This is a genomic window from Burkholderia alba (assembly GCF_034721475.1).
Classification (GTDB): domain Bacteria; phylum Pseudomonadota; class Gammaproteobacteria; order Burkholderiales; family Burkholderiaceae; genus Burkholderia; species Burkholderia alba.
This window is the reverse complement of record NZ_JAWJWL010000032.1, coordinates 36,218-58,769: the sequence shown is the minus strand read 5'-3', so window position 1 is coordinate 58,769 and position 22,552 is coordinate 36,218. Positions and strand designations below refer to the sequence as shown.

Genomic DNA, 22,552 nt, shown 5'->3' with positions numbered 1-22,552 from the left:
CGTGTTCTGCGCACCGACGATCTGCCGCACCGCCTCCTCCCGGCTCCTGGCGAGCCGGGTCGACGCGCTGTCCGCGTCGTTGCGCGCCTGCGCCAGCACCGCCGAGCGCAGGCCGCCGTCGTACAGCGGAATCGTCACCCCCAGCATCACGCTGCCGCCGTAACGCCCGCCGCTCAGGTTGACCGTCGGCAACTGCTGCCCGATCGCCGGCACGGCCGACAGCGACGTACTGCTGGTGTTGTACGCACCGGACGCCGACAGGAACACCTTCGGCATGAACTCCGATTCGGCCGCCTTGATCTTCGCCAGATTGGCCCGCTCCATCGCATAGGCGCTCAGGANACGCCCGCCGCTCAGGTTGACCGTCGGCAACTGCTGCCCGATCGCCGGCACGGCCGACAGCGACGTACTGCTGGTGTTGTACGCACCGGACGCCGACAGGAACACCTTCGGCATGAACTCCGATTCGGCCGCCTTGATCTTCGCCAGATTGGCCCGCTCCATCGCATAGGCGCTCAGGACGTCCGGGCGCTGCGCGATCGCGGACGACACGATCCGCTCGACCGGTTCGTTCATCGCCGGCGACAGCGGCCGCACCAGCATCTCGGCGATCTTCGGCTTCGACAGCGGCGAAATGCCCATCGCCGAAATCAGCGCCAGATAACTGTTGCTCTCCGCGCCCTGCGCCTGGACCAGCGCGAGCTTCGCCTGCGCACGGTTCTGGGTCGCCTGCGCGACTTCGATGACGGTGCCGATTCCCTGCTTGTAACGCGACTGCGCCGCGGCCTCGATCGCGGCAGCGTTGTCGAAGCCCTGCTGCGCAGTCACGATCCGCGAGCGTGCCGCCTGGTACGCGTAGAACGCGACGCTCACGTCGTAGATCACCTGCTGATGCATCGCGGTGAAACCGATGTTCGCGATCACCGACGCCTGCGACGCCGCCTCGACGCGCGCCGCGCGCCCACCGAAATCGAACAGCAGCCATTGCAGCGACAGCACCGCGGTCGCGCCATGGGTCGAACCGCTGAGCGACGAATCGCCGAGCTCGCTCGAACTCGAACTGTGCGCCGCCGCATACCGTCCCATCGCCGACACCGACAGCTGCGGCAGATAGGCGCTCTTCGCGATGCCCGCCGCGAGCGCGGCGTTGCGCGCGTCGTTCCACGCAATGCGCGTCAGCGGGTTCGACGATTCGGCGAGATCGATCAGCTCGGCCAGCCCGTACGCATGGGACGCATCCAGGTCGGGCGGCGGCGGCACCGCGGCCAGCGACGGATTCGCCGGCAGCCGGTAGGTGGACGCCGATACCGACGATGCCGCGCGCGGCGCGCCCGGCACGATCGCGCCCGTGGCATCCGTGCGGGGTTGCCACGGGCGCTCCGGGCTGTCCGGCGCCATGTCCAGCGACGAGGTGGCGCATCCGGCCAGACCGGCCGCGGCGAGAATCGCCAGCGCGAATGGCGGATTAAGCCGGCGCATGAGTCGTAAGCTCCTTCGCCGCATCGTCGGATGCGGCGCGTTCGAGTGGGGTCAGGCGCGCTTCGCCGAGCGCCGCCAGCGCATCGCGCGCGGCATCGGCCGCCGCATCCGGCGGAATCCGCTGCACGTCAGCGGCGGCGTCGGCGGCCGTCGCCGGCAACGTGTCGCCCCCGAGCCGCCGCAGCCAGCCGTCGATCGCCGCATCGCCCGGCTGCCGGTCCGCGAGCAGGAACATCGGCCCTTCCAGCGCGCCGAGTTTCGCGAGCGCGTGGCGGCGCTGCGCGATCCATTGCGCGGGCGGACGTACCCACCACGGCTCGTAGTGCATCAGCGCGATATCCTGCTGCAACGCACCGCCATGGGCCCGCGCGCTCGCCGCCTGGGCGCGCCGCGCGCCGGCATGCGTGAGCGTCGTCAGCCGCGCCCACTGGCCGCGCAACTCGGCCAGCGCAAGATCGACCCGCGCGGCGACACTGACCGGCCACATGCGGGTGAAGACCAGATAGACGACCACGTTGCCGAGCAGGATCCCGATCGTGCGGTCCCGCGCAATCGTCAGGTCGAAGCCCGGCGCCGCGCCCTGGATCACGCACAGGAAGAACGCGAAGGCAATCTGAAAGCCGACGTACCCAATGCGCGGCGAACCGAACGCCACCCACGCGGACAGCCACGCGCCGGCGAACACCACGCCCATCAGTTCGCCGACCGAGGTCAGTGCCGGCATCACGAACACGATCGCGGCGGTGCCGAGCAGCGCCCCCACCAGACAGCCGGCGATGCGCAGCGTCAGCTTCTCGACGGTTTCGGCCGTGGTGCCCAGCGACACCACGTAGACCGTGATGAAGCAGGTATGGATGCCCGACCAGTCGAGCTGCGAATACAGCAGGTAGCAGACCATCGCGGCAATCGTGGTCTTCAGCGCGTAGCGCACATGGTCGGGATTCGCGAACGCGTCCGGCAGGAAGAAGCCGCCGCGCTTGCCGGCGGGCGGCGCGGGCGGCACGTCGGGATCGACCACGGCGAAGCGCGTGATCGCGGCGCGCAGATCGCCGGCCACGGTGAGCGCGAGCGGCGTCAGCGCCGTGGCGTCGGGCAGATCGAGTGCGATGTCGACCGGATAGCCGCCCGCTTCGAGCATCTCCGCCATGCGCGCCAGCGTGTCCGCGAGCGGCGCGGCGAACGATGCCGGCAGCCGCGCCGACGGCTCGTGCACCGCCAGCTCGACGGCGACCAGAATCGCGAAGGTCGACGACACCGCCTGATTCAGCGCGGCCGCGTCGGCGCGCACCGACGAGCCCTCGACCACGGACAGCTTCAGCCACTTGCCGATCTGCTCGTCGCCGGTGCGCAGACACGCGGCCAGCGCCTCGCGCGCCGCATCGGGGTCGGTCAGCCCGCGCGCCGCGAGCCGCAGCCGTTTCGCCAGTTCGCGACCGGCCAGCCGGCGCGGCGACGGCGAAAACAGCAGGTTCACGCCGATCGCCACGCCGATCGGAATCGCCACCATCAGCCACGTGTACAGCAGCGCGCGCGTCGCGAGTTCGCCGAACGGCACGCTGCCGAGCTTGTCCAGCAAGAAACCGACGATCATCGCGGCGATCGCGCCCACCGGCCGCAGCTTGCTCGCCGACGTGACGAACAGCAGCAGCGCCGACAGCCCGGCGATGCACGCGACCCGCCAGAGCGGGTCGTCGAGCGAGAAGATCGCCACCACCAGCACGAGCGCCAGCACCAGCGTGACGAACACCAGCATCGCCACGCTCGTCACGATGCTCGTCAGCCGGTCGGGCCGGCTCAGGAAGAACACGACATAGGCGGACACCGCCGCTTCGGGCGTGCCGTACGCGCTCGTGACCCACACCGTCAGCGCGCAGATCAGCGCAACGCGCAACGTCATCGCGGCCCGGCCCGGATAGGGCGCGAGCAGTTTCAGGACCTCGGCTGCGCCGGGGCGCGACAGATCACCGGCAGGCAGCGCCATGCCTGACCTCGACGATTGCGCTTGCCCCGATCCGCACCAGCCGGGCGGCGGGTTCGTCAAGCTTCACCCGCACCGGGAAACGCTGGGCGACGCGCACCCAGTTCACCGACTGCTGGACGATCGGCAGCGCGCGCGGCAGGTTGATCCGGCTCGAATCGGAAATGCCCGCGCCGATGCCGACAACCTTGCCGCGCATCGCCTCGCTCCGGTCGATCATCGAGTAGACGGTCGCGCAATCGCCGACCTGGATGCGTTCCAGCGAGGCTTCGCGGAAGTTCGCGACCGCGAACCATTCGTCCGCATGGACCAGCGTGAAGAACGACTGGTTCGGCCCGACCGTCTCGCCCGCCAGCACCGACAGCCCGGTGACGAAACCGTTTTGCGGCGCGCGCACGACCGTATCGTCGAGGTTGTGCTGCGCGAGATTGACGGCGGCCTCGCGCGCCTGCACCGTCGCGATCGCGTCGGCGTCGTCGCCGATCGACTGCGCGGTGGCCTGCTTCTGCTGCTGTGCCTGGCGCAGCGACAGTTCGGCGTCGCGCTGCGCGACCTGCGCCTGATCCAGTTGCTGAGACGAAACGTAGCCCTTCGCGGCGAGCGGCGTGATGCGCTGCAGGTTGCGCGTCGCGAGATCGTAGTTGTGCGCCGCCTTGCTGGTCTGGTCGCCCGCGATGGCCGAGTTCGCGCGCTCGCTGGTGATGGTCTTGCGCCGCGTGTCGAGCGATGCGCGCGCCAGCGCGAGATCGGCCTGGGCCTGGGCGAGCCTCAGCCGGTACGGCACGGGATCGATCTCGTACAGCAGATCGCCTTGCGCGACCCGCTGGTTCTCCTCCACCGCGAGCTTGACGATCCGTCCGCCGACGGGTGTCGCGACGTGCACGACGTCGGCGTCGATCGTGGCGTCGTCGGTCGACGGGAAACGGGACGAGCGGTAGTACGCGTAGCACGCGGCGATCAGGCCGAGCACGATGATCGCGAGCGCGATCAGGCGACCCTTGCGCGAGGGTTGACGGGTGCCGGCCATCTTCATAGGAGCTGTCCTGTTCCCGAGAGCCAGACGAGCGCGGCGACCGTCAGGCCGATCGCCACGCAGACGGAAAGCTGAAGCGGTACGGTCTGCGCCCAGCCGGTCGCGACGAATACGCGATGCGCGATCAACGCACCGACGACACCGAGCACGCCGCTCAACAGCCAGAGCGGGAAATAGGCGCCGAAAATCTCATACGACGGCGCGCCACGCGATGCGCAACCCTGTAAAGGCAGGCCGATAGCGGCGGCAGGCAGGCTGCGCACGTTGGGTGGCTCCGGCGTACCGATACGGGGTTTCGTTGATTTGAATGGCATATTGGTATTGCTGAGAAATCTACTGATCCATCGGACAAGCAAGCGGAGAAACAACAGCGGGCGATGAGCGTTGGGGTTTCCCGGCNGACGACACCGAGCACGCCGCTCAACAGCCAGAGCGGGAAATAGGCGCCGAAAATCTCATACGACGGCGCGCCACGCGACGCGCAACCCTGCAGGGAGAAGGACAAGGCCGCGGCGGCCGGCAGACTTCGCGCGGAGCGAGCCTTCGAATTGCCGGCGCGTGGTTCGGGTAGCTTGAGCGGCATGGTGACGTGGGGATCCGGCTGTCAGTGTTATGAAGGGTTCTGAATCAGGCGTACTTTACCAGCGCACTCGCGTTAATTCGATACCCTTGCCAGGCGTTTTCTCTCTCTTATCATTCCCTTACAGTTAGGAATCCTCCGGCGGTTTCCCGGATGACGATGGACGTATCGCAATCGCTGAGGACCGGTTCCAGTGATGCGCGACATGGGATGGGGGACGGTCGAGGCAGCCGTCATGCGTGACGCGATGTCATGCGGCGGGATGTTCATTCGTGCGCGGATATCGAGGCACGAGATCGGGTGTGACGGGTTGGGTTTTCAGAGGAGCTTCCGCTTATGTTGCTCGCCGTGCGCCATGTCGGCGGACCATCATCGTCGACGGTCGCGGCGCGCATCCTGACTCGCAGCGCATCGAAGAACACGACCGGATACATCGGTTCGAGCGGCCTGGCCTGCCAGGCAGTGACTTCGGCCATGACCTCGTCGGTGACGGAACTGATGAAGTCGGGTGAGACCTCGGCGCCGTACTGTTCCAGCAGACAACCCTGGATCTCTCGCCCGGTCATACCCCGGGCATACATGGCGACGATCTGGTCGTCGAAGCCGGTGAAGCGCCGTTCGTGTTTGGGAATCAGCAGCGGAGCGAAGCGCCCGTCGCGGTCGCGCGGCACCTCGATACGGATCGGGCCGTCTTGGGTCAGGACTGTCTTGGTACCTTTACCGTTGCGCTGGTTCGTGGTGGTGCCCGGTTTGGCCGCACCAGGGGGATCGCCGAGAAAGTGGTTCATCTCGCCGCCCAGCGCTCGCTCGATCAGCGCCTTCTTGAACGCCAGCGTGGCTGCATTGATAGCGTCGGCCGTCATCGGGCCATTGCCGAGCTGCTCGAGCAGCTCGGCAATGGCCGCCAGGTCTGCCGGCTGGGCTTTCGGTTTGCGAGGCATAGACTCTCCTTGAGTGCAGGTTATGCCTTAAACACGAAATTACTGACAGGCCCCACCATCGCCTTTTTGGGTGTGCTTACCCTTATATCCCGGCAGCCCTGAGCCACTCGGATATGGTGGAAGTGGCGGCACCACTACTGCGCCCCAATTGTTCTCCCCTTCAATCTGCGCAGCATTCCCCGCCGTAGCTGGGTTCACCCCACCTGCCGACGCAATTCCTGCCACAACACTAGTTACCAGATCGACCTGAGCCTGCCGCTCCTGCTCCGTCAAACCACTCGCCGATCCAAGCACCGATCCCAGCAATGAACTTGCTGCCGCCCCCATCGCGCCCGCACCGCAGCCCTGTCTACCCGCGGCTGCCCCCACGCACCCCGCAATCGCATGTAACGCCGCCCGCGCCGATTCAGCCTCAGGTGTCCCGCTGCCTAACGAATCGGCAAGCTGCCTTACCTGATTCGCTGCAAGCCCCTGAACGCAACCAATCGTCGCATTTGCCGCAAACTGGCCCACACCGCCCATCACGTTACCGCCCGCCGCTGCCGTCAACGCCGTCAAAACCTGACGCCCCGGCTTGCCCGGCCCCCACGTCTGCTCGATATCATTCGCCTGCTGCAACATCTGCTGATGCTGATCCGTCGTTAGCGGATTGCCGGATGAATCTTGCGCATTCGGATCGTTCGCTACTTTCCTCAACTCATCGATCTCGCTCGCCTTGTTCCGCACGAACGTCCCGATCTGATTCACGAACTGACTCGTAACCTCAAACCCCGCCTCAATCTTCTCCTTGTCAAAGACACGCAACCCCGACACGTCCGCCCTTGTCGAATCGCCATTTCCCCCGACGCCTCAAGGCTTCGCAAACCCGTTTTCCCCGACGCTCAGTTCCCCAACCATTTTTTTCGCCCAGACGCTGTTTTCCGCCGTAAGACGCGAGTTCGTGCTCGAAGAAGCCCCGCACGATGGCTTCACCTCGCGGTTCCTGCCCGACCGTAACCGACCCGCCTTCCCCTGGCAAACCGCCGCCGATCGCTTGCGGCTTTGTGCCAGGAAACCGCGTACTCCTCCCCTTCAATTACCAATCGTGTCAGTTGACGATCTCCCCCGATCACGCCTATCGCATCGTCGGCCGCGAGTTGACCGAACAGGAGATTCAAGAGCTTATCCAGGCCGAGCAACAAGTCCTCGATGAACGACAGACATGCCGACGACAGCGCGAAGTCTGCATAAACACCGAGCCCGGCAACAGCCGGGCTCGGTGTTTATGGATTTTGGGGCAAATCCATCAGCCTATTTGCAATGTTTCGGGTGTGAGCCTCATCACCATCAAGACCAATGCGATCGACTTCAAGAAAGCGGAGGTATGCGTAAAGCTCCTCGGTAGTTTTTCGCTCCCTCAGCATCAAGCTAACGCGGGGCACGTATGAGTCGTACTCATCCTCTGCTTCCGGGCAATCGCGCACCCCGATCGGGTCCCACTCAAGAAAGAGAACATTCTTTACTGCCAAATCAAGTCCACTAAACGAATTCTTCATTTTCCGGGTGCTCCAGGAATTACCGTTACGACCAACCCCGTTTTTGAGTTTGTCACGACTCGCATATTGTTTACCGGATCGTAGTACCCTGTTGTTCCTTCGCGAGTGGGATAGACAACCCCGTTTTCAATAGTGTTTTTTACTGCCGAAGGCGGTACGCCGCGACCTTGCATTTGATCTATTGCATGAGCAGAGTAGTCAACTCCATTGATAGTAGCCGGGGTATTTGTTCCGCGTGGTACATCCATCGGACTACCGCTCATTCCTGTAGGTGTACTCGGTGATTTAGTCGCGTCTCCGCCCCCACCAACCGCATTAACAACCGCCTGCACAAGCTGCTTGATACTGTCCGGCACGGCCGCAGTAATCAACGCCTCGATCACCTTCGGCCCCGGATTCGGCGTAATGATCGGCCCCGCTTTCGCGCCCGGATCCAACTCCGTTGCAGGATCAGCGATCACCCCATCGCCTTTCTGCCCCGCCTCTCCTTTATAACCCGGAATCCCCGGCGGCAACAGTTGCGGCGCTCCGCCAACCATCCCCGCTGCCCAATTGTTCTCCCCCTCGATCTTCGCCGCATTCCCCGCCGTCGCCGTCGCCGCATCCAGCCCGCCCGCCATCGCGATGCCCGCCACGATGCTCGTCACCAGATCGACCCGCGCTTGCCGTTCCCGCTCCGTCAATCCTTCCGCTGAACCAAGCGCCGAGCCGATCAGCGAACTGGCCGCCGCACCCATTGCGCCGGAACCACATCCTTGACCTCCGGCCGCTGCCCCGGCGCATCCCACGATCGTATGCAGCGCCGCTCGCGCCGATTCAGCTTGTGGCGTCCCCTGACCAAACGAATCCGCCAGTTCCTTGACCTTGTTCGCCCCGAGACTCTGCACATAGCCAATCGCCGCATTCGCCGCAAACTGACCGGTGCCGCCCGTCACATTCCCGCCTGCCGCTGCCGTCAACGCCGTCATGATCTGACGCCCCGGCTTGCCCGGCCCCCACGTCTGTTCGATATCGTTCGCCTGCGCCAACATCTGCTGACGCTGCGTATCCGTCAGCGGGTTCCCGTTCGCGTCCTTCGCGTTTGAATCATTCGCCGTTTTCCTCAGTCCATCGATCTCGCTCGTCCTGTTCGCTACAAACGTCCCCACCTGATTCACGAACTGACTCGTAATCTCAAACCCCGCCTCAATCTTCTCCTTATCAAAAATTGGCGCCAGTGCGCCCCCCGTATCGGACGTATCTCGATTGACGCTCGAAACTGCTGCCTCCGCGGTCTGTCCTGTCAATTGCTGCTGTCTTGCTTCGTCCTTTATCGTCACCCTCCCACCACTAACGCCGCTCTTCGTCGTGGAGCTTTCGCTCCCCGACGCAGCAATCGCAACGGGCGGTACGACCGACCAACCTCCCCCCTTCGGCACGCTTGTCCCTGGTACCGGATTCACGTTGTCCGCTTGGCCTTTTTGGTCCTTCCCAATCGTTCCGCCATAACCGCCGGACAGCGCAATCTGTGACGCGTCATACGACGCATAATTCTCGATATCGCTATGGGTAAGCGTGCCCGTCGTCAGACTGTTCACCCCATCCCGCACCGCCTTGTCACTACTCCCGATCACGCCGCCCTTCAGATCGGTATTCCCTTTCACGTCGACCTGGAACCCGCCATCTCCCGCCTTGATGCCCGACTGCTCTGTTACGCTGGCGTAGTCGCTGTTCATCTTGGTCTGGCCGACGCTGCCCGACACGCTCGACACGCATGGCGGCGGACATACGCTCACGGATACACCGGCGTTCTGCTGCTTCGAATCGTAATGATTTTTGTCCTGCAGGCTCTCGACGTTCAGGTTGCCGCCAACGTCGGCAATCACCTGTTTGCCCGACGCAACCGCACCCTTCAGATTCGTATCGCCGCCCGACTGGATCGTCAGCTGATTACCCGCGGCCACGTGCGTGTTCGTCCACGTCGACGAGTCGCCGTCCGCGTTGCCGCGGTTGCCTGCAACGCCCGCCGTGAGCGCCACGCCGGTTTTAGCGCCGACGGTAAACGACACGCCAACCGAGGCACTCGATCCACTGTTCGTACTGTGCTGGCTGCTCGTGTTCTCTGCCGCTTGCAGATTCACGTTGCCTTCGGCCGCCAGCTTCGCGTTATTGCCCGCCGAAATCGCGCTGCCGATCACGTCGATATTGCTGTCCTTCCCCGCGCCAGCGGCGGCGATCGTCACGTTGCGTCCCGCCGAGACGGTGCTGCCGACCGCCGTACTCGACCGCGCCTGCATCTGGCTGTCGCTTTTGCTCGCGCCGACCGACACGTTGATCCCGACGCTCGTCGCGGCCTTCAACGGATCGCCGCCCATCTGCTTCAACGAATCGTAGGTATTCTTGGCCGCGAGCCCCGTCGTGGCGGCTGCCAGCGCGATCAGGCGCGGATCGCCGCCCACGCTTTGCGCCGCATTCGCCATCTGCCGCCCGGTCTGCACAGCCGCAACCACCGGGTTCGTTACACCCACGGTCAATCCGGACTGACGGAACTGCTGCTGCTCCGCAAAGTTGGACGTGTCCGTCGCGGCATCGATCTTGACCGTCTTCCCGACGAGGTTTACATCGTTGCCCGCGTGCAGCACGCTGCCGGTCGCGTGCAGGTCGTTGCCGGCACTGACGGTCAGATTGCCGTCCAGCGCGCCGATCGCGCTACCGTTGTTCGTCACGGACGCCGACTGCTGCTTGTCCGCCTGCGAGCGCGAACCCACCGACACCGACAGGCCACCGTTCGACATCAGGCCGGTTTCCTTCTTGTCGTAGTAGGTTGACGATTGCACCGTGTCCTGCGACGTGCCGATATTGACGTCGCGACCGGCTCTCAGGGTGACGTCGTTCGTGCCGACCACGTTGCTGCCGACCACATTGACATCCCGACCGCCAACGACATTCACGCCGTCCGCCGAAATCGTGCTGCCCTGACTATAGGTCGCGGTCTGATCAATCCCGCTCGCCACCTTCGCGCCGCTCACGACATTGCTGTGACTATGCGTCTCGTGCGAATTGATCTCGTGCGTTTCAGTCGCGGCACCCACATTCACATCGCCGGCCGCCAGCAAGTTCGCGTTGCCCTTGTCGAGACTGATCGCGCTGCCGCTGACCGTGATGTCCTTGCCGGACACGAGATTGACCGTATTGCCGCCCTTGAGGATCGTTCCCGTCAACGTCTGGTCCGACGTATGCAGCGTTTCCGCGTAGCTGCCGTGACTGTCGCTGCCGGAACTGTTGCTGTTCACGGTCGAAGTCGCGCTCGCCGCACCGAGCGTCACATTGCCCTTGGCCGCGAGCGTTCCGCCCTGACCGAGATCGATCTGCGCGCCGCGTGCCGTCAGGTCGCCGCCGACAGCCACATTCGACTGCCCGCCCACCTTCACCGAACTGCCCGCCACGCTATTGATATCGGTATTCGACACGCCATTCGCGCGCTGCACGATCTTGTGCTCGCCCGTGCGGACCGCGCCGAGATCCCAGTTGCCCCCGACATTCATGCCGAGATTGCCGCCGACCGACAGGTTGCCCGCGTTCTGCTGGAAATTGCCGCCCGTGACGATCGATGCATCGCCCGCGACATCGAGTTTCGCGGTCGGCCCGAGCGTGGTCACCACGCTCGTCGCGCCGTCGCGGCTCACCCGCGTATCCGACTTCGTCGCCGTATCGAAAATCAGGTCTTTCCCCGCGTCCACCCGCAGGCTGCCGGCCTTCACGCTGGCCGACGTCAGGTCGATAGTGTTCTCCGTCGCGAGCGACATCAACCCGCCGCTCTGCAGCGCGCCAAACGCATTGTCGATCTGCTTGCCCTGGATCGCCAGCGTATTGTCGGCCTCGATCGTGCCGCTGTTCGCGAACGACCGTGCATCCTGCAAATCGATGTTCGACGCCGTGATCAGCGGGCCGTCGACGTTCCGCTGATTCGCCTTCGCGAGATAGACGACCGGCACCAGCACCGGCTGGCCGTCGACCACCCGCGATTCCATCATGATCACGTTGCCGGTCAGCTTCGACACCTGCTCGGCCGACAGGCTCGCGCCAATCGGTAAATCGAGCGACTTCGACAGCCCCGCGCCGGCCGCCATCAGCGTCTGATACATCGTCTGGAGGTCCGCGTACGGCCCCAGCACCGCCTTCCCGGTCAGTGCCGTCACTTGATTGCGAACGAGCTGCTGCTCGTGGAAGCCGTCGCCGAGACGCTTCGGAATGTGGGTCAGGTCGACGCCGATCTGGCTGAAAAAGTAATCGCTCGACAGGAAGTTCTTCTGATTCGTGAACGCCGGATTCGTCTCGATCACGTAATTCGCATTCGGCGCGGTGGTCGGCTTGAACAACCCGCCTTGAGGAATCGTCAGGTTGTTCAGCACGTTCAGCGCCGTCGCGCTGGCGATGACCGGATCCACCGGAGCCTGCGCCCCGCCGTGCACCGCGGACGCCGATGATTTCGCTCCGCTCGCGTTGCCGCTCAGGCCGCCGAGCGTGAGGCCCGGCACCGCCTGGCCGGGCAACAGTCCGAGCGACGGAATCGACGCATTGCCCGCGGTGTTGTTGACGCTGACGCCCGTGCCGGAAATCGTCCCGTTCGCACCCAGGGTCGAATCGTAGCCGGGTAGCTTGTACGGCTTGACGGACGCGGGCGCCGCCTGCGTATAGCCGCCCGGACGCTGACCAACAAACGGCGCGTTGCCGAACGGCAGTTGCCAGTCGTGTTCGCTGTTGTCGTAGTTGTTGTAGTGGTACTGCCCGGAGTAGGAAACCGTCACGCCCGGCAACGTCTGGCCGGAGGCCGCCCAACCGTCGCCGTCGTAACGCTGCGGCATCGCGACATTGCCGACCGCCGTGATGTTGCTCCAGTAGTTCTGCAGATTGCCGACCGAAGTCGCGTTGATATTGCCGCCCGACACGATCTGCGCCGCCGGGCTGATGTCCGTCACGGTCGTCGCGGTCGCGCTGTCCGCGTAGTAAGTCGTGAACTGATACGTACTGTTCCACTGGCCGCCGTGAGGCGGTTCGGTATACACCCCGCCGATGCTGGTCGGATCCTTCACGCCCACCTGCCCGGTTCGACCGCTGATCGGAATGCCGAACTGCGCGAGCGTCGCCGGATCGATCCGATTGGTGGCGGTTTTCATCACGCGGCGCGTGTTCGTCACCTTGTCGGCGTGCAATGCCATATCGCCGCCGGACTGGATCAGCGCGGAAGCATTGTTGACCAGGGCCGCGTTCGTATAGTTGCCTCTCGCGTCCTTGCCGCCCGCCAGCACGACCTTGCCCATGCCGAAGATGGCCGTCTGCGCCATCGTGTCGGTCGCCGTGGTGTCGTCGCGGTTCTCGATGTCGTTCGCCAGGATTTCGAGCGTGCCGCCGCTGTCGGACCCGCCGATCAGCGCGGTCGACCCGACGTTCGAGATCGTCCCGGTTGCCTTGAGCGATACGCTGCCGCCGACGAGCGCACCCGTATTGGCCAGGTTGGCCGATTGCGTGCGCAGCAGCCCGCCCGCCGTCATCGCACCCGAGTTGACGATGTCGTCCGCATTGACGCTCAGGTTGTTGACCGATTGCACATTGCCGCTGTTGTGGAACGTACCAGGCAGCGTGAAGGCGAGATCATGACCGACGTTGAACTGATAATCGGGCGTCGCCGAGAAATCGCCTTGAAGGTTCACGTTCGCATCGTGCATCGCGCCGATCGTTCCGCCGCCTTGCAGCGCGGCCGCCGATATCGACAGATCGCGCGTCGAGCCGATCTGGCCGCCCGTGTTCGTGATGGCGCCGGTCGTCGTCACATCGACGTCGCCGCTCGATCCCGTGACATTGCCGATCCGCCCGCCGCTGTTGTCGAGGGTGTTGCCCCGGACATGCAGCGATGCGCCGCTCAATTGACCGCCCTGCGTATTGACGATCGACGCCGCGCCGATCGTCACGTCGCCGTTGCCGGTGATGGCGCCCATCCCCGATACGCCGCCGGCGTGGCTGTTGTCGATCCGACTGCCGCTCTGCACGGTCGTCTTGCCCGTGCCGAGGTCGACCATGGCGCCGTCCGCGTTGTCGATCGATCCCGACTGGATGTCGAGCGTGCTGGCGTCTCCCACGGTCGATTGTCCTGCCTGAACGTGGCCGCCACGGTTCGACAATGCCCCGCCGTTCGTGAGCGACAGCGAGGTGTCCGAACGCAGCAGCCCCTGCGCGTTGTTCACGTCACCCGAAATCGTTGCGTTGATGCCGCGCTGCGCGGCGAGAATGCCGCTCGCGTTGTTCCAGCTGCCCGCATTGACGATGGCCTGCCCCTTCGTCACGATCGTGCCCGACGCGTTGTTCAGCGCGCTGGCCCCGCCGCCGGGCGCGATCGTCAGCTTACCCGTACCGGCGTGCGTGATGGTGCCGCCCGCGTTGTTCAGCTCCGCCGACGCGAGCGTCAGGTCCGTGCTGTTGGTCTGGATGACGCCTGCGGCCGAGTTGTCGAGCGTCCCGCCGACATTCATGCCCATCGACGCCGAACCGTACTGCGTGATCGTGCCGCCGTGGTTCACGAGGTTCGCGGCCGTCAATGCCAGTTGATTGGTTTCGAGCTTGCCGCCGCTGTTGTCGAGCGTCGAGTCGACGGTGATCGACAGATTCGGCGCAACGACCGAGCCGCCCTGATTCGTCATCGAGCCGCCATGGATCATCGCATTCGTGCCCGCGCCGATCTGGCCGCCGTCGTTCGTCAGCGTGCCGCCGGTCAGGTCCAGATCCGTATTCGACAGCAGCTTGCCTTTCGCGTTGTTCAGCGTGCCGCCGACCTTCGCCGTCAAGCCGGCTTGAGCGTTGATCACACCCGACGTGTTGTTCAGCGCGGTGGCTTGCGCGACGATGCGCCCGTTGCCGGCAATCGTGCCGCCGGCATTCGAGATCGAACCTGCGGCGCCGACGAGCGCGAGCGTGCCGCTTCCGGCGTGCGTGATGGTGCCGCCGTCGTTGACGAGCGTCGCGGGCGCCAGCGTCAGGTCCGTGCTGTTGGTCTGCAGCGTGCCGCCGCCCGCATTGTCGAGCGTGCCCGACACGCCGACGCTCATTGCGCCGGTACCGGTCTGCGTGATCGTACCGCCGTGATTCACGAGGTCGGTTGCCGTCAACGACACCTGATCGGCCCGGACGGCGCCTGAACTGTTGTCGAGCGTCGTTCCGTTGAGCGCTGCCGTCTGCCCGGCAATGGCGCCGCCGCTGTTGGTCAGACGCGCGCCGGCGTCGACCGCGACGCGCCGAGCGGCCTGCAGCGTGCCGCCGCCGTTGTCGACCGACTGGCCCGCTACACGCAGATTCGCATTGGACGTGATCGTCCCGTGGTTGGCGACATTGCCGCCTTGCACGGTCACCTCCCCGTTGCCGCCGATGACGCCGCCTTGCGCGCCGTTCGCCGTCTTGCCGCCCGCATTGGTCAATTGCCCGCTCGTCGTGACCGAAAGGCCGTCGGCATTGAGCGACGTGATCCGGCCGGCGGAGTTGTCGAGCGACGTGCCGGCAACCGTCATGCCGGCCGCGCTTTGAAGGGTGCCTTGATGGTTCTCGATGGCGCCGGCTTGCACGTTCATCGTGCTTTGGGACACCAGCTCGCCGGACTGGTTGGCAACGCGTCCCGCTGTCCGTACCGACAGCGCGCCTTGCGACGACACCTTGCCGCCCTGGTTCGAGAGGCCGCCGCCCGACAGAGTCGTGCCGCCGTCGCTCGACAGACTGCCGCGATCGTTGATCACCATGCCGGACGCGTTCGCCTGAATGGTGCCTTGCGCGCTTGTCGTCGCGCTTGACAGGTTCAGGTCGCCGCCATTCGCGTTCAGCGACAGATTGGCGTTCGCCGCCGTCTGGCTGCCGGCCAGATTCACGCTGCCGCCGGTCAGCGACGCGTTGCCGCCCGCGACGTTCTGGTTCGTCGCGCTCAACTGGCCCGACGCGGTCACGCTCAGGTCGCCGCCGTGTGCCACCGAGCCGTCGCCGTTCACGCCCGCGCCGAGCGTGCCGGTCGAATTCACGGTGCCGGCGGTCGCCGTCAGATTCTGCTGCGCGGCGAGTGTGCCGCTATTGGTGAGATCGGCCGCCGTGTCGACCGACAGCGATTGCTGACCGTATGTGGTGCCGCGATTCTCGATACCGCCGGCGGCCGTCATCGCGAGATGGCCGCTCGCGCTCGTCTTGCCGGTCAGCATCAGACGGCCATCCGATTGCAAGGTCAGGTCGCCGGCCTGGGCCGCGATCGTGCCCGCGTTCGCGACGCCGACGCCGGCGGAATTGCCGACCAGGAACACGCTATCGGCATACATGCCGCCCAACTGCGCCACGTCGATGGCCACCGCCGGCGCGGCGCCGTCGCCTTGAATCGGCGTCGCGGCGAGCGTGTCGTGCCTGACCTGATTCGCGCCGGCGACGACGTTCAGGTTCCTGGCATAGATCGCCGCGTTGGCTTGCACGGCCCGGGCAAGCAGGTCGACCTGGTCGACGTTCGCCGCGTTCAGCCCCGCTCCCTGCACGGTGATGAGGCCGCGCGACACATTGAAGCCGGCCAGCGCGCCGTCCGCGCCGTAGTAGGGCTGACCGGTCGTCAGGGTCGCGCGGCTGGTGTTGATGAAGCCGCCGCCATCGACGACGATGCCGGCCGGATTCGCCAGGATCATTTCGGCGCGCTGCCCCGCGATCTCGACATAGCCTCGAATCTGGCTGGCCGCCGTGCTGTTGACCTGATTGACGATGATCCGCGCGGCCTGACCTTGCCCGAAATTCGGATTGCCGTTGATCACGCCCGCTTGCTGCGTATTCACGAGCGTGGGCGAATTGTTCAGGATCGCGCCCGCCTTCTGCACGTCGAACTGGTTGTACGTATTGACGGATACGCCCGCGCCCGAGGGCTTCGCGATGTCGACCTGCGGCAGGCCGTTCTGGGTCTGGACGACGTGGGTGCCGGTACCCGGCGTCGGTACGATCTGCGCCTGCGTCAGTGCCGGCAGCATGCCCGACAACGCCATCGCAACGGCAGTGGTTCGCACGGCCGCCGACCGCCGGCCGGCACGCGCTTCCCCGCCGGCCGATTTACCCGTAGCGGCGGCCGTTTCTTCGACGGCCACCACCATCCCGTGACGTCTGGAATACACCAGACGATAGGTCTTGTTGTTCATTGTTTTTTGCGCCAACTCTCATTTGACGCAAGAACGATACCGCTTACATCCGGTAATGTGCTGCCAAAAATTGCCAAATGGTGGAGAATGAACCACACATTTTCGTTTTCTAATTCATCCGATTGACGGATTTCGCATGATAACGAACGAATTGAATTGCCGGTCTCGCGGTCGATCGCCATTTCGGCGGTCGCGTTCGAATGCCTCGATATCCAGGGGATTTACCGAGTTGCGATATAGGAGGGCGAGTCGGAAGGGCGTGCGGTAGATGCCGGCCGGGTAGGCCGATTCACACATGCGCATCGTCGCTTCGCCGATGGGATGCTGCCCACCGCGAATTGGAGGGTCGCTGCATCCTGGATGCCGGCATGCTCCACGGTCGATTCACAAGATTTCCGTGCACGACGCGCGAGACGAACCCGCAACCCATGACGGCAGCGCCGATTGCCGCGATCGAGCACGAACCGCCGCCGAGCGCAAAGACAACCGACATCGCGCACAGCATGCGCGCTCGTGAATCCGATCTTGATTCTCGCTAAAGCGGACGAGAATCGCACGTTCGATTTCGTTATTGAAAATCCGGAATTCTGAATAATGGCTTTGCGCGCATCTCCATAAACTTTCACCGGAAAAGAGGAATGGCGCGAGATGAGTGCTTTCGGAAATATCCGCTCAATGCGTCAAGCGATTTTCACCCTCGATGACGCACCTTGGCCGATCACGCTATTCGACACCCGCCCTCAGCGCGCACCGCCCGCCTTCGCCGGCACCCCGACGACGATGGTCAGCACCGCCACGACCAGCACACCGACAGCGCCGACGAATACGCCGTTCGCTCCGCTCGAATCGAACACGACGCCGCCCGCCGCCGCACCCGTCGCGATCGCCAGTTGCACCGCCGCCACCATCAGGCCGCCCGCGCTCTCCGCTTCGTCGGGTACGGTCCGGGTGATCCAGGTCGACCACGCGACCGGGATGCCGCCGAACGCCGCGCCCCACAACGCGACCAGCACGGCATCCGCGATCGGCGCTCGGCCCAGCGCGACCAGCATCGCGCCGATCACCACCATCGCCGCCGGCATCGCGATCAGCACCGGCCGCAAGCTCCGCTCCAGCAGCCGCCCGGCCAGCGAGGTACCGACGAAGTTCGCCACGCCGTAGCCGAGCAGGATCGCCGACAGCCCGTTCACGCCGACGCCCGCGACGCCCTCCAGGAACGGCCGCAGATAGGTGAAGAACGCGAAGTGTCCGGTGAACACCAGGATCGTGGCGAGCATGCCCAGCCCGACGGTCGGCCGCCGCAGCACATCGAGCAGCGTGCGCAGCCGGGTCGCCCCGCTCGGCGCCATCTTCGGCAAGGTCGCGGCCTGCCACGCGAACGCGATCACGCCCAGCACGGCGGCGATCAGAAACACGTTGCGCCAGCCGATCAGGTTGCCGAAGTAGCTGCCGAGCGGCGCGGCGGCGATCGTCGCGACCGACACCCCGCTGAAGATGATCGACAGCGCGCGCGGCACCATCGCCACGGGCACCAGCCGCATCGCGGTGGCCGCCGCCATGGTCCAGAAGCCGCCCAGCGCGACGCCGAGCAGCACCCGTCCGATCAGGACCGCCGGCAGGCTGGTCGCGAACGCGACCAGCAGATTCGAGCCGAGCAGCAGCGCGGTGAACGCCAGCAGCACGCGCCGCCGGTCGATGCTGCGCGTCGCGGCGGCGGTCAGCAGGCTCGTCACGAGCGCGACCGTCGCGGTCGCCGTGACCGCCTGGCCCGCCACGCCCTCCGTGACGCCGAGGCTCGACGCCATCGGCGTCAGCAGGCTGGCCGGCAGGAATTCCGCCGTGACCAGACTGAACACGCCCAACGCCATCGCAAATACGGCGCTCCACGCCGGTTTGTCCTGCTCGTCCGCCGGCACGATGTCGACGGCCTGGATGCTGGTATTCATGCTTCGTTTCGCTCCGAAAACGGGTGATTCACTGAACCCACAGCGTAAGGAACCACGTCAAGACGGTCTATGACGTAAAATCCGTCATTCTTGATCAATCGTCCGAATCCGACGCCGGTGACCGCCATGCCGCTCCCGCCCGACTCCCGCGATCTCGTCAGTGAACTGCTGCTGGGCATGCGCCTGTTCGGCGTCAAGTACCGGCGCATTCAGGCCGCGCACCCGTTCGGCGTCAGTTTCGGCAGCGCGCCGCGACGGGCGCAGTTTCACTTCGTCGCCCGCGGCGCGGTGGTGCTGCGCATCGACGGCGGCGCCTCGTACCCGCTGGAAGCAGGCGACGCGCTGCTGCTGCCGCACGGCAGGGCGCACGCGCTGCTCTCGGCGCCCGACGTACCGTGCCGCGCGATCACCGCGTTCGAGTCCGCGCCGCTCTGCGACACCGTGGCCTCCGTCGACGCGGCGAAGTGCCATGAGACCGTTCTCTCGGGCGCCACGAGCGAGGCCGACGACGCGCTGATCTTCAGCGGCTGCATGGAGCTCGACCTGGGCGGCATGCAGCCGCTCGTCGCGTCGATGCCCGAGGTGATGCACGTCGGCACGCTGCTGGAGCGCTATCCCGAAATCCGGCCGATGCTCGACGCGATGGAACGCGAGTCCTGCTCCGAGCGGGCGGGCTTCGCCGGCATCCTGGCGCGGCTCGCGGACGTCGTGGCCGCCTTCATCGTGCGGGGCTGGGTGGAGTGCGGCTGCGGCGACGCGACCGGCTGGGTGCAGGCGCTGCAGGATCCCCGGCTCGGCCGGGCGATCGTCGCGCTGCACCGCGACCCGGGCCGGAACTGGACGGTCGCGGAACTGGCCGCCGAAATGGGGCATTCCCGCTCCGTCTTCGCGGAACGCTTCCTGGCAGCGACCGGCATGACGCCGGTCCGCTATCTGACCGAATTGCGGATGCGCCTGGCGGCGCAATGGATCGCGCGGGATCGCGAACCGATCGAAACGGTCGCGTACCGCCTCGGGTACGGCTCGCTCGCCGCGTTCAGCCGGGCGTTCAAGCGCGTCGTGGGCCAGTCGCCCGGCGCGGTGCGCGGGCAGGAGCCGGTCGCGGTCGAGTGAGGGCGGCGCGGCCGCCGCGCGCCCGGTCGCCGGCGCGACAGCGGCAACGGCTCGTCGCCGCGCCCGTCGCCGGCTCCGAGGGCGCCGGAGGCCTCAATGGCTCCGCATCGCGCCGGCGTCACGCCGACGCGGCATGCGGCCATTCCGGCGCGCTCAAGCGGGCTGCTGCTGCGTCGTGCAATGGATGCCGCCCCCGCCGGCGGCCACGCCGTCGATGTTCAGCTGGATGACATCCCGTCCGGGGAACAGATCCGCCAGCACGTCGCGCGTATGGCGATCCGCCTTGCTGTCGCCGAACTCCGGCGCGATCACCGCGTGATTGCAGACGTAGAAGTTGATGTACCCCGCCGCGAACTCGGCGTTCTCGTACTGCCTGCGCACGGTCGACGGTCCCGGCAGCACCACCACCTTCAGCTTGCGGCCCCGGGCATCCGTGGCGCCGCGCAGGATGTCCAGGTGGCGCCGCGTCACCGCATGGTCGTAGGAGGACGGATCCTGATCCAGTCCCGCCACGACGACGCCCGGGCTGGTGAAGCGCGCATAGAAATCGGTATGGCCGTCGGTGATGTCCTTGCCCGCCACGCCCGGCAGCCAGATGACCTTGCGCACGCCCAGCAGGCGCCGCAGCTCCGCTTCGCATTGCGCCTTGCCGACGCGCGGATTGCGATTGGCGTTGAGCACGCAGCTCTCCGTGATGATCGCGGTGCCCTCGCCGTCCACCTCGATGCCGCCGCCTTCCAGCACGAGGCGCGTCTCGACGAACTGCGCGCCCGTCTTGCGCGCGACGAACGCCGCGACCTCCGCGTCGTGTTCGTGCTCCTGCTTGTTCCCCCAGCCGTTGAAATTGAAACCCACCGCGCCGAGCTGGCCGGACGATCCCTTGACGAACACCGGCCCGGTATCGCGCATCCACAGATCGTCGATCGGCTGGATCACGAGGTTGACCGACGAGCCGCACAGGCGCGCGGCGACGTCGTAATCCTCTTCGCGCACCAGCATGTTCAGCGGCTCGTGGGCCGCGATCGCCTTGGCGATGCCGGCCAGGTTCTGCCGGACCACCGGCAGCAGCTTCTCGCCCCAGATCTCTTCGCCGGGGCCGAAGGCCATCCACGTGGCGGCGTGCATCGCCCCTTCGTCCGGCATCTGCCAGGTCTCGCCCTGCGCCGGCGCGGGCGCGCTGAAGCCGGCGCCGAACGCGCCGGCCATCAGGGTGCCGCCCGAGGCCAGCAGGCCTTGCTTCAGAAAATGACGTCTCGTCGTCATGGAACACCTCATGGAAATCGGCGGGAACGATATCCCGCGCGTCAGTCAGGGTTGGCTCGCCTTGAAGCTCAGCCGGGTCCGGCCCTCGATGCGGCTGATCTCCGCGGATTCGACCACCGGGGTCCGCAAGGTTTGCTTCTTCACCTCGCTCGGATAAATGTTCGGATTCCCGACCAGCACGGGATCCGTCAGCTTCAGCGCGTCCGAGTTCGGATGCGCGTACCGCGTCGCGTTGGAAATCTTCGCCGCGACATCCGGCCTCAGGATGTCGCTGATGCATGCATGCGCATTGTCCGGGTGCGCGGCCGTCTTGGGAATCAGCATCGCGTCGAACCCCATCAGGCTGCCGACGGCGGGGATGTCGTAGACGATGTCGCGCTTCGGCGTCCCGTTCCGGGCCTTTTGCGCGGCAAGGTCGAGCGCGCCCGAGTACACATGGATGCACACCTTCGATCCGTTCAGGCCGGAGCGGCCACGGCCGCGGGCTGCTGCTGCGTCGAGCAGTGAATGCTGCCGCCGCCGATCGACAGCGTCGCGATCGGCAGCAGTTCCACGCGGCGCCCCGGAAACGCCAGGGCGAACACGTCGCGCGCGGCCTGATCTTGCTCGACGCCGAACGCGGTCGAGATCACCGCGCCGTTCGCCAGCACGTAGTTCGCGTAGCAATCGCAGTAGCGTGTCGAGCCGAAGCGCTCAGTCACGATCGGCGACGGCAGGTCGAGCAGATCGAAACGGCGGCCGGCGGCGTCGGTCGCCCGTTCCAGCGCGCGGCGGTTCTCGCGCATCACGCGGAAATAATCGCCCTGTTCCGGGCTCGCGGTCTGGCACAGCATCTTGCCGGGCGCGATGAACGACGCGATGCCGTCGACGTGTCCGTCGGTTTCCACTTCGTCCGGATTGCCCGGCAGCCAGACGATCTTCTCCACGCCGAGCATGCGCCGCAGTTCCGCCTCGATCTCGGCCCGGCTCAGGTGCGGATTGCGGTTCGGATGCAGCAGGCAGCTCTCCGTCGTGACGAGCGTGCCCTGGCCGTCCACGTAGAACGCGCCGCCCTCCAGCACCATGTGCGAGTTGACGATGCGCGCCCCCGCCGCGCGGGCGATGTCCTGGCCGAGCTGCTGGCAGCCGTCGTAGGGCTGGTACTTCTCGCCCCAGGAGTTGAAGCGGAACACCGCGGCGCCCAGCTCGCCCCGCTCGCCGATCAGAAACACCGGCCCGCAGTCGCGCACCCAGTTGTCCTCCGCCGCGACGGCCAGCACCTCCACTGCCGCGCCCAGCAGCGCGCGCGCCGCCTCCGCCCGGCTGTGATGCGCGGTCACCACGCAGCGCTGATAGCGGGCGATCGTGCGCGCAACCAGCGCGAACTCCCGGCAGACCTGCGCGTAGTGGGCGCCCCATACCGCCTCTCGATCCGCCAGCACGGGCCAGCCCAGCCAGATCGTGTCCATCGGCTCCCACTCGGCGGGCATCCGGTAGCGCTGTTCACGGGCATCAAAGCGGTTCATTCCTCGATC

12 protein-coding genes and 4 pseudogenes are annotated in these 22,552 nt (G+C 65.9%); 2 read left to right on the top strand and 14 right to left on the bottom strand.

What is annotated here, in order from left to right:
* The 8 genes and pseudogenes from RZR99_RS33575 to RZR99_RS27355 all read right to left on the bottom strand — a co-directional run.
* Positions 1-333 (bottom strand): annotated as a pseudogene (locus RZR99_RS33575) (TolC family protein); the annotation flags it as partial.
* Positions 334-342: 9 nt separating this feature from the next.
* A pseudogene (locus RZR99_RS27385) lies at positions 343-1,479 on the bottom strand (TolC family protein); the annotation flags it as partial.
* Positions 1,466-3,460 carry an FUSC family protein gene (locus RZR99_RS27380; RefSeq protein WP_323122910.1) on the bottom strand — a complete coding sequence of 665 codons (1,995 nt, stop codon included), beginning with the start codon at positions 3,458-3,460 and terminating at the stop codon, positions 1,466-1,468. The gene RZR99_RS27380 and the pseudogene RZR99_RS27385, both read right to left, overlap by 14 nt.
* Positions 3,441-4,490 carry a multidrug transporter subunit MdtN gene (gene mdtN, locus RZR99_RS27375; protein ID WP_323122909.1) on the bottom strand — a complete coding sequence of 350 codons (1,050 nt, stop codon included), beginning with the start codon at positions 4,488-4,490 and terminating at the stop codon, positions 3,441-3,443. Before mdtN ends, RZR99_RS27380 begins: the two co-directional genes overlap by 20 nt.
* Entirely contained in the window at positions 4,487-4,804 is a 318-nt protein-coding gene (locus RZR99_RS27370; protein ID WP_323122908.1) for a YtcA family lipoprotein, read from the bottom strand. Before RZR99_RS27370 ends, mdtN begins: the two co-directional genes overlap by 4 nt.
* 86 nt (positions 4,805-4,890) lie before the next feature.
* Positions 4,891-5,073 (bottom strand): annotated as a pseudogene (locus RZR99_RS27365) (hypothetical protein); the annotation flags it as partial.
* A gap of 374 nt (positions 5,074-5,447) precedes the next feature.
* A pseudogene (locus RZR99_RS27360) lies at positions 5,448-6,011 on the bottom strand (transposase); the annotation flags it as partial.
* Positions 6,012-6,050: 39 nt separating this feature from the next.
* Entirely contained in the window at positions 6,051-6,758 is a 708-nt protein-coding gene (locus RZR99_RS27355) for a hypothetical protein (protein WP_323122907.1), read from the bottom strand.
* A 344-nt stretch (positions 6,759-7,102) separates the two neighbouring features.
* Here RZR99_RS27355 and RZR99_RS27350 point away from each other — a divergent pair, with 344 nt between their 5' ends.
* Positions 7,103-7,438, top strand: a complete 336-nt coding sequence (locus RZR99_RS27350) for a hypothetical protein (protein ID WP_323122906.1) — start codon at positions 7,103-7,105, stop codon at positions 7,436-7,438.
* 104 nt (positions 7,439-7,542) lie between these two features.
* Here RZR99_RS27350 and RZR99_RS27345 read toward each other — a convergent pair whose 3' ends face one another.
* The 3 genes from RZR99_RS27345 to RZR99_RS27335 all read right to left on the bottom strand — a co-directional run bounded on the left by RZR99_RS27345 (position 7,543) and on the right by RZR99_RS27335 (position 18,662).
* Complete coding sequence (locus RZR99_RS27345; RefSeq protein ID WP_323122905.1) at positions 7,543-16,716, bottom strand: hemagglutinin repeat-containing protein; 9,174 nt, start codon at positions 16,714-16,716, stop codon at positions 7,543-7,545.
* Positions 16,713-16,898, bottom strand: coding sequence for a hypothetical protein (locus RZR99_RS27340; RefSeq protein ID WP_323122904.1), 186 nt, complete (start codon positions 16,896-16,898; stop codon positions 16,713-16,715). The genes RZR99_RS27345 and RZR99_RS27340 overlap by 4 nt, the downstream gene beginning before the upstream one ends.
* Positions 16,899-17,456: 558 nt before the next feature.
* A complete protein-coding gene (locus RZR99_RS27335) occupies positions 17,457-18,662 on the bottom strand; it encodes an MFS transporter (RefSeq protein WP_323122903.1) in 1,206 nt (401 codons plus the stop codon).
* Between the two features lie 126 nt (positions 18,663-18,788).
* Here RZR99_RS27335 and RZR99_RS27330 point away from each other — a divergent pair, with 126 nt between their 5' ends.
* A complete protein-coding gene (locus RZR99_RS27330; protein WP_323122902.1) occupies positions 18,789-19,775 on the top strand; it encodes an AraC family transcriptional regulator in 987 nt (328 codons plus the stop codon).
* A gap of 153 nt (positions 19,776-19,928) precedes the next feature.
* Here the strand turns inward: RZR99_RS27330 and RZR99_RS27325 are convergent, their stop codons facing one another.
* Genes RZR99_RS27325 through RZR99_RS27315 form a run of 3 tightly spaced genes read right to left on the bottom strand, consistent with a single transcriptional unit; the run spans position 19,929 to position 22,543 of the window.
* Positions 19,929-21,038 carry an agmatine deiminase family protein gene (locus RZR99_RS27325; RefSeq protein WP_323122901.1) on the bottom strand — a complete coding sequence of 370 codons (1,110 nt, stop codon included), beginning with the start codon at positions 21,036-21,038 and terminating at the stop codon, positions 19,929-19,931.
* 45 nt (positions 21,039-21,083) lie between these two features.
* Positions 21,084-21,485, bottom strand: coding sequence for a type 2 periplasmic-binding domain-containing protein (locus RZR99_RS27320; RefSeq protein WP_323122900.1), 402 nt, complete (start codon positions 21,483-21,485; stop codon positions 21,084-21,086).
* 11 nt (positions 21,486-21,496) lie between these two features.
* The gene (locus tag RZR99_RS27315) at positions 21,497-22,543 is read right to left on the bottom strand and encodes an agmatine deiminase family protein (protein WP_323122899.1); all 1,047 of its coding nucleotides are present in this window, start codon (positions 22,541-22,543) and stop codon (positions 21,497-21,499) included.
* Positions 22,544-22,552: the final 9 nt, after the last annotated feature.